Origin of the sequence: Burkholderia alba (assembly GCF_034721475.1) — a bacterium.
Lineage (GTDB): Bacteria > Pseudomonadota > Gammaproteobacteria > Burkholderiales > Burkholderiaceae > Burkholderia > Burkholderia alba.
Genome location: NZ_JAWJWL010000061.1, coordinates 1 through 11,436, shown reverse-complemented (window position 1 = coordinate 11,436; position 11,436 = coordinate 1). Strand labels below are relative to the sequence as shown.

Annotated in this window: 8 protein-coding genes and 1 pseudogene; 6 read left to right on the top strand and 3 right to left on the bottom strand. The window is 67.1% G+C overall.

The genetic code is table 11. The features are described from left to right. Positions 1 to 39 precede the first annotated feature (39 nt). The 6 genes from RZR99_RS31270 (at position 40) to RZR99_RS31245 (ending at position 7,366) form a co-directional block, all read left to right on the top strand. Positions 40 to 1,158: a polyamine ABC transporter substrate-binding protein gene (locus tag RZR99_RS31270; protein ID WP_323123601.1), complete on the top strand. Its 1,119-nt coding sequence runs from the start codon at positions 40 to 42 to the stop codon at positions 1,156 to 1,158. Between the two features lie 178 nt (positions 1,159 to 1,336). Further along, positions 1,337 to 2,491: an ABC transporter ATP-binding protein gene (locus tag RZR99_RS31265; protein ID WP_323123600.1), complete on the top strand. Its 1,155-nt coding sequence runs from the start codon at positions 1,337 to 1,339 to the stop codon at positions 2,489 to 2,491. A 7-nt stretch (positions 2,492 to 2,498) separates the two neighbouring features. Continuing rightward, positions 2,499 to 3,434 (top strand): ABC transporter permease subunit, encoded by a 936-nt coding sequence (locus RZR99_RS31260; protein ID WP_323123599.1) that lies wholly within the window; start codon positions 2,499 to 2,501, stop codon positions 3,432 to 3,434. Further along, the gene (locus RZR99_RS31255; RefSeq protein ID WP_323123598.1) at positions 3,431 to 4,330 is read left to right on the top strand and encodes an ABC transporter permease subunit; all 900 of its coding nucleotides are present in this window, start codon (positions 3,431 to 3,433) and stop codon (positions 4,328 to 4,330) included. Before RZR99_RS31260 ends, RZR99_RS31255 begins: the two co-directional genes overlap by 4 nt. 44 nt (positions 4,331 to 4,374) lie before the next feature. Beyond that, the gene (locus RZR99_RS31250) at positions 4,375 to 5,955 is read left to right on the top strand and encodes a DUF3138 family protein (RefSeq protein WP_323123597.1); all 1,581 of its coding nucleotides are present in this window, start codon (positions 4,375 to 4,377) and stop codon (positions 5,953 to 5,955) included. Positions 5,956 to 6,061: 106 nt separating this feature from the next. After that, positions 6,062 to 7,366, top strand: a complete 1,305-nt coding sequence (locus RZR99_RS31245) for an NAD(P)/FAD-dependent oxidoreductase (RefSeq protein ID WP_323123596.1) — start codon at positions 6,062 to 6,064, stop codon at positions 7,364 to 7,366. A 13-nt stretch (positions 7,367 to 7,379) separates the two neighbouring features. Here the strand turns inward: RZR99_RS31245 and RZR99_RS31240 are convergent. From RZR99_RS31240 to RZR99_RS31230, 3 genes and pseudogenes are all read right to left on the bottom strand, one after another. Continuing rightward, positions 7,380 to 8,355 (bottom strand): annotated as a pseudogene (locus RZR99_RS31240) (glutathione S-transferase family protein). A gap of 93 nt (positions 8,356 to 8,448) precedes the next feature. Next, on the bottom strand, positions 8,449 to 10,005 hold the full coding sequence (locus tag RZR99_RS31235; RefSeq protein ID WP_323123595.1) for a DHA2 family efflux MFS transporter permease subunit: 1,557 nt from the start codon (positions 10,003 to 10,005) through the stop codon (positions 8,449 to 8,451). A gap of 41 nt (positions 10,006 to 10,046) precedes the next feature. Beyond that, complete coding sequence (locus RZR99_RS31230) at positions 10,047 to 11,243, bottom strand: EmrA/EmrK family multidrug efflux transporter periplasmic adaptor subunit (RefSeq protein WP_323123594.1); 1,197 nt, start codon at positions 11,241 to 11,243, stop codon at positions 10,047 to 10,049. Positions 11,244 to 11,436 lie beyond the last annotated feature (193 nt).

The window sequence follows — 11,436 nt, the reverse complement described above, 5'->3', positions numbered from 1 at the left end:
GGGGCGCCCGCCGCCCACTCTCACCCCCAGGAGAAAACCATGAGTGTCCGTCATCTTCGTCATGCAATGGCTCGCGGCACGCTGGCCGCGCTGGCCGGCTTCGCGATACTGTCGGCGCCCGCGCTGTCGGGCGCCGAGGAGCTGAACGTCTACAACTGGTCCGATTACATCGCGAAGGACACGATCCCGAACTTCGAGAAGCAGACCGGCATCCACGTCAAATACGACAACTACGACAGCGACGACACGCTGCAGGCCAAGCTGCTCGCGGGCAGCGCCGGCTACGACATCGTCGTGCCGACGTCGAACTACATGGCGAAACAGATCCAGGCGGGGGTGTACCAGAAGCTCGACAAATCGAAGCTGCCGAACCTCGCCAACCTCGATCCCGTGCTGATGAAGATGATCGCCGACGCCGACCCGGGCAACCAGTACGGCGTGCCGTGGGCGTTCGGCACCGACGGCGTGGGCTACAACGTGCAGGCCGTGCAGAAGGCGCTCGGCGCGAACGCGCCGGTCGACAGCTGGTCGCTGGTGTTCGACCCGGCGAACCTCTCGAAGCTGAAGGGCTGCGGCGTATCGTTCCTCGACCAGGCCGTCGACGTGTTCGCGGCCGTGCTGCAATACATGGGCAAGAACCCGAACAGCACGAACCCCGCCGACTACCAGGCCGCGTTCGAGGTGCTGAAGAAAGTCCGGCCGTACATCACGCAGTTCAATTCGTCCGGCTACATCAACGATCTCGCGAACAACGACATCTGCGTCGCGCTCGGCTGGTCCGGCGACGTCGGCATCGCGCGGCGCCGGACCCAGGAGGCGAAGCGTTCGTACGAGATCCGTTTCGCGAATCCGAAGGAAGGCGGCCTGCTGTGGTTCGACGTGATGGTCGTGCCGAAGGACGCGCCACATCCGGAAGCCGCGATGAAGTGGATCAACTACATCGAGGATCCGAAGGTGAACGCGGCGATCACGAACGAGGTGTTCTATCCGACCGCGAACAAGGCCGCGCATACGTACGTGATACCGGCGGTCGCGCAGGACCAGACCGTTTACCCGCCCGAGGACGTGCTGCGCAAGATGACGCTGATGCGTCCGATGCCGGCCGACATCCTGCGCCTCGAAAACCGCTTGTGGTCGCAACTCAAGACAGGACATTGATGCCTGAACACCCCGCCCGGGCGACGCGCGCACCACCCGCGCCGCCCGGGCGGGCCGAAGCCAGTCCGCGCTGACGCGCGGCACCCGAAACCGGTCGCAGCCCCCTCTGCCGAGTCGCATCCCGCGCCCGGCACGGGCCGGCTCACGCCCGCGTTTCCCGAGACAGGAAGGTGACAGCATGAAATCGACCCTGACCGGCAGCGCGAGCGCGCTGCCCTCCGCGCCGCAGCCCCCGCGCGTCAAGTCGGACGAGTTCGTCCGCATCGACAACGTCGTGAAGAAATTCGGCGACAGCACTGCTGTCGACAACGTCAGCCTCACGATCCGGAAAAACGAACTGTTCGCGCTGCTCGGCAGCTCGGGCTGCGGCAAATCCACGCTGCTGCGGATGCTGGCCGGCTTCGAGGCGGTCACCTCCGGCCGCCTCTTCGTCGACGGCGAGGATCTCGCCGACCTGCCGCCGTACAAGCGGCCGGTGAACATGATGTTCCAGTCGTACGCGCTGTTTCCGCACATGACGGTGGAGGCGAACGTCGCGTTCGGCCTCAAGCAGGAACGCACGCCGAAAGCCGAGCTTCGCGAGCGCGTCGCCGACGTGCTGAACCTGGTGCAGATGAGCCGCTACGCGCAGCGCAAGCCGCATCAGCTGTCGGGCGGGCAACAGCAGCGCGTCGCGCTCGCGCGCTCGCTGGTCAAGCGGCCGAAGCTGCTGCTGCTCGACGAACCGATGTCCGCGCTCGACAAGAAAATTCGCCAGAAGACCCAGCTCGAACTGGTCAACATCATCGAGAAGGTCGACGTGACCTGCGTGATGGTCACGCACGACCAGGAGGAAGCGATGACGATGGCGCATCGCCTCGCGGTGATGAGCGAGGGCAAGATCGTCCAGATCGGCACGCCCGGCGACGTCTACGAGTATCCGAACAGCCGCTTTTCCGCGGAGTTCATCGGCTCGACCAACCTGTTCGAAGGCACCGTCGTCGAGGACGAGCCCGACTACATCTTCGTCGAGAGCGAGGCGCTCGAAGCGCGGATGTATGTGAGCCACGGCGTGACGGGCCCGCTCGGGATGCCGGTCGGCATCTCGGTGCGACCCGAGCAGATCGCCGTGTCCCGCGAACGTCCGGCCGCGCCGCACAACTGGGCGCGCGGCGTCGTGACCGACATCGCGTACATGGGCAGCTACTCGCTGTATCACGTGCGCCTGCCGAGCGGCAAGACGGTGGTGTCGAACCTGTCCAGCTCGCAGCTGGCGCGCGACGACGCGCCCGCCTGCGACGACGACGTATTCGTGTCGTGGTCGCCCGCGAGCGGCGTCGTGCTGACCCAGTGAGGCGACCATGAGACTTCCTGTCATTCGCTCCTCCGCGCCGCTGTCGGGATGGCGCCGCTTCGTGCCGTCGGGCCGCACGACCGTGATCGGCGTGCCGTTCCTGTGGCTCACGGTGTTCTTCGCGCTGCCGTTCGTGCTGGTGCTGAAGATCAGCTTCGCCGATCTGCAGATGAGTATCCCGCCGTACACGCAGCTCGCGACCGTCCAGGACGGCGTCGTGCACTTCGCGCTGCAGCTCGGCCACTACGCGTTCCTGCTGCAGGACAGCCTGTACATCGCGACCTACATCAGCTCGCTGAAGATGGCGGCGGTATCGACCGTGTTCTGCCTGCTGATCGGCTATCCGGTCGCGTACTGCATCGCGCGTACCGAGCCCGGCACCCGCAACCTGCTGATGATGGGCGTGATGCTGCCGTTCTGGACTTCGTTCCTGATCCGCGTATACGCGTGGATCGGCATCCTGAAGGACGACGGCCTGCTCAATCACGCGCTGATGTCGATCGGTCTGATCCACGAGCCGATCCGGCTCTATCACACCGATCTCGGCGTCTACATCGGGATGGTCTATTCGTACCTGCCGTTCATGGTGATGCCGCTGTACGCGCACCTGGTGAAGATGGACCTGACGCTGATCGAGGCCGCCTACGACCTCGGCGCGAAGCCCTGGAAGACCTTCCTCACGATCACGCTGCCGCTGTCGAAGAACGGAATCATCGCGGGCAGCCTGCTGGTGTTCATTCCGGCGGTGGGCGAGTACGTGATTCCCGAGCTGCTCGGCGGCGCGGACACGCTGATGATCGGCCGCGTGATGTGGGACGAGTTCTTCAACAACATGGACTGGCCGATGGCATCCGCCGTCACGGTCGCGATGGTGATGCTGCTGCTCGTGCCGATGGCCGTGTTCCAGTACTACCAGGTCAAGGAAATGGAGGCCAAGCGATGACCCGCCCCAATCGCGCGCTGACCGTCGCGGTCCTGACGCTCGGCTTCCTGTTCCTGTACATCCCGATCGTCAGCCTCGTCGTGTACTCGTTCAACGAATCGAAGCTGGTGACCATCTGGTCGGGGTTCTCGTTCAAGTGGTATGCGGCGCTGCTCGACGACGACGAGCTGCTGAGCGCCGCGTGGCTGTCGCTGAAGATCGGCTTCCTCACCGCGTTCGCGTCGGTCGTGATCGGCACCTGGGCGGGCTTCGTGCTCGCGCGCTTCGGCCGCTTCCGGGGCTTCACGCTGTACGCCGGAATGATCAACGCGCCGCTCGTGATTCCCGAGGTGATCCAGGGGATCTCGCTGCTGCTGCTGTTCGTTGCGCTCGAACAGATGTTCGGCTGGCCGAAGGGGCGCGGGATGGTGACGATCTGGATCGGCCACGTGATGCTGTGCGTGTCCTACGTCGCGATCATCGTGCAGTCGCGCGTGAAGGAGCTGAACCGCTCGCTCGAGGAAGCCGCGCTCGATCTCGGCGCGACGCCGCTCAAGGTGTTCTTCGTGATCACGCTGCCGCTGATCTCGCAGGCGCTGATGTCCGGCTGGCTGCTGTCGTTCACGCTGTCGATCGACGATCTGGTGCTGTCCGCGTTCCTGTCCGGCCCCGGCTCGACGACCTTGCCGCTCGTCGTCTTCTCGCGCGTGCGCCTCGGCCTCAACCCGGAAATGAACGCGCTCGCGACGCTCTTCATCACGATCGTGACGATCGGCGTGATCGTCGTGAACCGGTCGATGAACGCCCGGGAAAAGCGCCGGCTGCGCGACCTGCAGCTCGCGTGGGCCACGCCCGCCGACCCGCCGGATACCGATACCGCGCCCGCGGCCGCGCGCAAGTCGCTGCGCGCGGCTTGAGCACGACGGATTGTTTCGCAATACGACCCACCAGGAGAAGAGGCATGAGAAAGAAGCTCATCTGCCTGCTCGTCGCCGGCTCGCTGCCCGGCGTCGCGCTGGCCGACTCGACCAGCGCGCAAATCAAGGCGCTGCAGGCCCAGCTGAACGCGCTGCAAAAGGAAGTGAAATCGCTGAAATCCGCGCTGACTGCGCAGGCCGGACAGACCGCCGCGGCGCCCGCCGCCGCGCAGGCCGCCGCGCCCGTCGACGTATCGTCGCCCGACTACGGCCGGGCGCCGGCCCGGCTGAGCAACGACGAAGTCGACCAGATGAAGCAGCAGATCGCCAACCAGCAGCTGAAGGTGGATTCGCTGGAAGACGCGGCGAACACCGGGCCGATCTCGGGCCTGTCGATCACCGGCTATATCGACCCGACCTACGTGTACAACCGCGCGCAAAGCACGTCGTCATTCCTGTTCGCGAATCACGAAAGCAACTACAACTACTACAACAGCACCTTCGGCGATCTGTACCTCGACATCAAGAAGACCTTCGGCGTCGGGCCGATGGCGCCGTCCGCCGAGATCACGCTGATGCCGAACCGCGGCAACGGCATCTCGCTGCTGCAGAACTCGCGCGGCAGCATCGGCAACAACATCCTGAACACGGCGGTGGTCAACGTGCCCATCACGGCGACGACGACCTTCGTCGCCGGCCTGATCCCGAGCTTCGGCGGCTACGAGGTGCAGCAGTCGAACCAGATGCTCACGCTCACGCACAACCTGCTGTACGACTTCTCCGATCCGGGCGCGTATGTCGGCGCCGGGGCGAACTACACCAAGGGCAACTGGGCGTGGAAGTTCTTCGTCGGCAACGAGCAGTACCGCACGACCGGTTCGGTCACGCAGACGGGCACCAACGCGTTCGGCGACCCGATCACGACGAGCAACAAGATCCCGACCTTCACCGCGCGGCTCGATTACACGTGGTCGAGCGCGCTCGACGTCGGCGGCTCGCTCAACATCGGCCGGCAGACGCTGTCGTCGGCGCAGGCGACCGACGCGAACGGCGCGCCGATCCCCGGCGTGTTCCGCTACGGTCCGGGCGGCCAGTCGCCCAGTTCGGGCGGCACGTTCTTCTTCGGCGAGGCCGACCTCACGTATACGCTCGCGGACGTGCAGTACAACGCCGAAGTCGATTACGGGCAGCAGCAGAACGCGGCCTTCAACGGCGGCCAGGCGCAGTGGTACGGTCTGTCGCTGCTCGCGCACCGCAAATTCACGATGCCGGTGGTCGGCCGGATGGGCGCGACCTTGCGCTACGATCTGCTGGTCGACAGCAAGAACGGCGGCGGCGGCGGCGGCATCGGGCTGAACGGCCAGGGGCGCGATCCGTCCGACGGCTTCGGCATCGGCGCGGATTGCCTCGCGAATTCGCAGGCGAGCGGCGGCCTCGGGTTCGAATGCAAGGGCTCGAACCGCCAGGACGTGGCGCTCGATCTGCTGTTCTATCCGACCCAGCAGATCACCGTGAAGGTCGAATACCGGCACGACTGGGCGAACAACAAGGTGTTCCTGCGCAACGACGGGTCGTACAGCAAATCGAACGACCTGCTCGCGACGCAGTTCATCTATTCGTTCTGACGCCGGCCGCCCGCGTCCGCCGCGCGGCTTGCCGCGCCGGCGGGCGCCGCCGCCCCGCTCGCCCCGAACCGGATCGCGCCCGCCGCACGGGCCAGGAAACACGCCGATGACCGATGACTTCACCCGCCTGGCCGACAGCCTGGCCCTCGGTTCGTATTACGAAGCAAGCGCCGCGCGCCCGGACGCCGGCGATCCGCTGCTCGACGGCGCGCTGGACGTCGACGTCTGCGTGATCGGCGCGGGCTTCGCGGGATTGTCCACCGCGCTCGAGTGCCGCGCGCAAGGCCTGTCGGTTGCCGTGCTCGATGCGCAGCGGCCGGGGTGGGGAGCGTCGGGCCGCAACGGCGGGCAGATGATCACGGGTTTCGCGAAAGACCACGAACTCGAACGGCAGCTCGGCGTCGACGGCGCGCGCGCCGCGTGGGCGGTGTCGATCGACGGCGTCGCGCTGGTGCGCGAGCGGATCGAACGCTACGGAATCGACTGCGATTTCACGTCGGGCTATCTGACGGTCGCCACGAAGCCGCGCCTCGTGCCCGAGCTGCGCGACTGGATGGAAGCGGCCGCGTCGCGCTGGGGCCACCCGTCGCTCGGTTGGCTCGACACCGACGCGATTCGCTCGCGCATCGCGTCGGCGCGCTACCTGGCCGGCGTTCACGATCCGCTCTCAGGACATCTGCACCCGCTCAAGTACTGCCTGGGGCTCGCCGACGCCGCGCGCCGCGAAGGCGCGCTGCTGTTCTCGCACTCGCCCGCCGTCGGCGTCACGCGCGGCGCGCGTCCCGTCGTGCGCACGCCGCGGGGCGAGGTGCGCTGCCGCTTCGTCGTCGCGTGCTGCAACGCCGGACCCGGCGGCGTGCTGCCCGCCGCGATCGCCGCGCGCATCGCACCGGTCGCGTCGTACATCATCGCGACCGAACCGCTCGGCACCGCGCGCGCCGACGCGCTGATCGCACGGCGCGAGGCGGTCTGCGACACCAACTTCATCCTCGACTACTACCGGCTGTCCGCCGATCACCGAATGCTGTTCGGCGGACGCGCCGCGTCTCCCGGCGCATCCGCCAGCGCACTGAGCGCCGCGATCCGCGCGCGCATGCTCGACGTCTTTCCGCAACTGGCCGACGCGCGCATCGATTACGCGTGGGGCGGCTTCGTCGACGTCACGCGCAACCGTGCGCCGGATTTCGGCGCGATCGATCCGAACTACCTGTATCTGCAAGGTTTCTGCGGGCACGGCGTCGCGCTCACCGGCATCGCCGGGCGCGCCGCCGCGCGGGCGCTCACCGGCGAACGCCGCGCGTTCGACCTGTTCGCCGGACTGCGCCATCGGCGCTTTCCCGGCGGCCCGCGCTGGCGGCGGCCGGCGCTGGCGCTGGGCATGCTCTATTACCGGCTGCGCGAACTGTTCTGAGCGCCGCCGCTGCCTACCGCCGTTCGCGTCCGTGCGGCGCGTCGAGGTCGAGCACCGGCCCGCGCGGCACGATGCCGGTCGGATCGATCGCCGGGTGGCTTTCGTAGTAATGCCGCTTGATGTGAGTGAAATCGACCGTCCGCGCGACGCCGGGCAACGGGTAGATGTCGCGCGTGTACCCGGACAGGTTCGGATAGTCCGCGATCCGGCGCAGATTGCATTTGAAGTGCCCGACATACACCGCGTCGAAGCGCACCAGCGTCGTGAACAGCCGGATGTCGGCTTCCGTCAGCCGGCCGCCCGTCAGGTAGCGGGAGCGCGCCAGACGCGCTTCGAGCCAGTCGAGCGTATCGAACAGCGGTGCCACCGCTTCGTCGTACGCCTGCTGCGTTGTCGCGAAGCCCGCCTTGTAGACGCCGTTGTTCACCGTGTCGTAGATCCGCGCGCTGAGCGCGTCGATCTCCGCGCGCAGCGTCTGCGGATAGAAGTCGCCGGGCGTCGCGCCGAGCGCGTCGAACGCGCCGTTCAGCATCCGGACGATCTCGGAGGATTCGTTGTTCACGATCGTGCGCCGCGTCTTGTCCCACAGTACCGGCACCGTCACGCGGCCGGTGTAGCGAGGCTCCGCCGCCGTGTACACGTCGCGCAGGTAGCGCGCATGGTTGACCGTGTCGGGCACCGTGCCCGGCCCGTCGTCGAAGGTCCAGCCGTCGCCGAGCATCAGCAGTGCACGACCGACACGTCGATCATCCGCCCCAGCCCCTTCAGCGCGAGCACGATCAGCGTCCGGTGCGCCCACGGGCACGCCAGGCTCACGTACAGTGATAGCGGCCCGCCTGGGCCGTAAAACCGCCGTCGCCGCTCGGCCCGGGAGCGCCGTCGGCGGTGACCCAGTGGCGGAACGCCGCCTCCTTGCGCACGAAGCGGCCGCCGGTCGCCGCGGTGTCGTACCACTGGTCGTGCCAGGTTCCTTCGATCAGCAGGCCCATCTCGTCCCTCCCGGGTGTCGTCGCCTAGTCAGCCGTATCCTGCATCCCGGCCCGAACGCCGCGCGCGTGCAGCGCGGCGCCCCGGCCCGCGCATCAATGAGCGCCCGCCGCGCTCGCCGCCTCCGCGCCGCCCGCCTTCGACGGCTTGGTGATCCAGATCAGCGGAATGATCAGGATGAAGATCACGGCGGAGATGTAGAAGATGTCGTTCAGCCCCATCACCGCCGCCTGGCTGTCCACCGACGCATTGAACAGCGCGTGCGCGGACCCCGTGTTCAGGTGCAGCATCGACTGCGTCGCATCGATCTGCTGGGAGAACAGCGGATTGGTCGCGTTCGCCTGCTCGGTGAGCCGCTCATGGTGCAGCACCGTGCGGTTGTTCCATGCATTGCCGATCAGCGACGTGCCCACCGCGCCGCAGAAGGTCCGCCCGAAGTTCGACAGCCCCGCGGCGGCTGGGATTTTGTCCGGCGGCTGCCCCGACAGGATGATCGACGTCAGCGGCACGAAGAACATCGCCATCGGTATGCCCTGCAGCAGCGTGGGCAGAATCAGGTTCCACTGGTCGATATCGGTGATGAAGCGGGTTCTCATCATGAACACGAACGCGAAGCTGACGAACGCCATCGTCGCGATGATGCGCGGATCGGAGCGTGGCAGGATGCGGCCCATCAGCGGCGTCAGCAGCACCGCGAACACCCCGAGCGGCGCCGTGGTGAGCCCGGAGTCCACCGCGCGGTACCCGAGATAGCCTTGCATCCATTGCGGCAGGATCACCAGCGTGCCGAAGAACAGCCCGTAGGCGACCGAGATCGCGATCGTGCCGCCCGCGAAATTGCGCTGCTTGAACAGCCGGATGTCGACGATCGGATTCTTCTCGGTCAGCTCCCACACGATGAAGAACGCGAAGCCGATGAGCGCGACGAGGCCGAGCGCGACGATCACCGGCGAATTGAACCAGTCGAGATCCTTGCCCTTGTCGAGCATGATCTGCAGCGACGCGACCCACATCACCAGCAGCGCGAGCCCGACGAGATCGATCGGCAGGCGCCGGATCGCCGATTCGCGATGACGGAAGATCGCCCACGTGACGCCCGCCGCGAAAATCCCCACGGGGATGTTGATGTAGAAGATCCACGACCAGCTGTAGTCGTAGGTGATCCAGCCGCCGAGCGACGGCCCGGCGATCGGCCCGACGAGCGCCGTCATCGACCACAGCGCGAGCGCCGTCGACGACTTCTGCTTCGGCCACGCGCCGAGCAGCAGCGCCTGCGACAGCGGCGCGAGCGGCCCGGCGACCGCGCCCTGCAGGATCCGCGCGGCGAGCAGGGTCGGCAGATTCGGCGCGATGCCGCACAGCCACGACGCGAACACGAACAGCAGGATCGAGCTGACGAACAGCTTCACCTGCCCGAAACGCTGCGTGAGCCAGCCGGTCAGCGGAATCGAGATCGCGTTGGCCGCGGCGAAGATCGTGATGACCCACGTGCCTTCGTCGACGGACACGCCGAGATCGCCCGAGATCGTCGGAATCGCGACGTTCGCGATCGACGAATCGAGCACGTTCATGAACATCGCGAGCGACACCGCCAGGGTGCCGAGCGCGAGCTGCCCGCCCGTGAGCGGGCGGGTGGAAGGAGTCTGAGACATGGCGGCGTGCGTAGAAAAGGAGAAAGCGGCAGGCGCGTGGCTCAGGCCGCCGGAGACGCCGCGGCCGTGCGCGCGCCGCCCGCGTTCGCGGCAATGATGCGGGCGATCTCGGCGTCCGCCTCGTCGCCGTACTTCGCGAACACGTCGGTTTCATAGGCGGTGTTCGCGACGTTGCCGAGCTGGCTGCCGCTTTCGTCCTTGATGTCGACGTCGACCTGCATCGACAGGCCGATGCGCAGCGGATGCTTCGCCAGCTCCCGCGGATCGAGCGCGATCCGCACCGGCAGGCGCTGCACCACCTTGATCCAGTTGCCGGTGGCGTTCTGCGCGGGCAGCAGCGAGAACGCCGAACCCGTGCCGGCGGAAAAGCCGACCACCTTGCCGTGATAGGTGACCGACGAACCGTAGATGTCGGCCGTCACGTCGACCGGCTGGCCGATGCGCATGTGATCGAGCTGCACTTCCTTGAAGTTCGCGTCGACCCAGATCTGCCCGAGCGGCACCACCGACATCAGCGGCGTGCCCGGCGAGACGCGCTGGCCGACCTGCACCGAGCGCTTCGCGACGTAGCCCGCGACCGGCGCGGGCAGCGTGTTGCGCGCGTTGTTCAGATAGGCGTCGCGAACTTGCGCCGCCGCGGCCAGCACGTCCGGGTGCGAGCCGATCGTCGTATTGGCGGTCAGGGCGAGATTCGCGGCCAGCTGCTGCTGCGTCGCGTCGAGCGACGCCTGCGCGGCTTTCACGGCGTCGCGCGCGTGGGAGACTTCCTCCTGCGACACCGCGCCCGTCTGTGCGACCGCCAGCCGGCGGCGCAGATCGTCCTGCGCCTTCGACAGATCGGACTGGCGCTGTGCGACTTGCGCGCGGTATTGATCGTCGTCGACATACAGGCCGTGCACCTTGCGCACCGTCTGCGCGAGATTCGCTTCCGCCTGCTGCAGCGCGACGCGCGCATCGGCGGGATCGAGCAGCACGAGCGGATCGCCCGCGTTGATCGACTGCGTGTCGTCGGCCTTCACGGCGATCACGGTGCCCGTGACCTGCGGCGTGATCTGCACGACGTTGCCGTTCACGTAGGCATCGTCGGTCTCTTCGTGGAAGCGCGCGACGAGGAAGTAGTAGAAGCCGTAGGCGATCGCCGCGATCGCGATCACCAGGATCAGCAGCGTCATCATGCGCTTGCGCTTGCCGCCTTCCTGCGGTTCGGCCGCCTCGGGCGTGTGTTGGGGTTCGCTCATCGCGAGTTTCTCCGTCTTGTATCGAGTATCAGGTATCGGGTATTCGGGTAGCCGAGGCGGGCGCTCAGTTCGACGCCTGCGGGCTGGCCGCGGCCTGAGCCGTCTGCGGCGCGGCGAGCCGCGTGCCGGTGGCGTCGAAACCGCCGCCCAGCGCCTTGATCAGGCCGATCTGCAGATCCCGCCGGCGCATCTT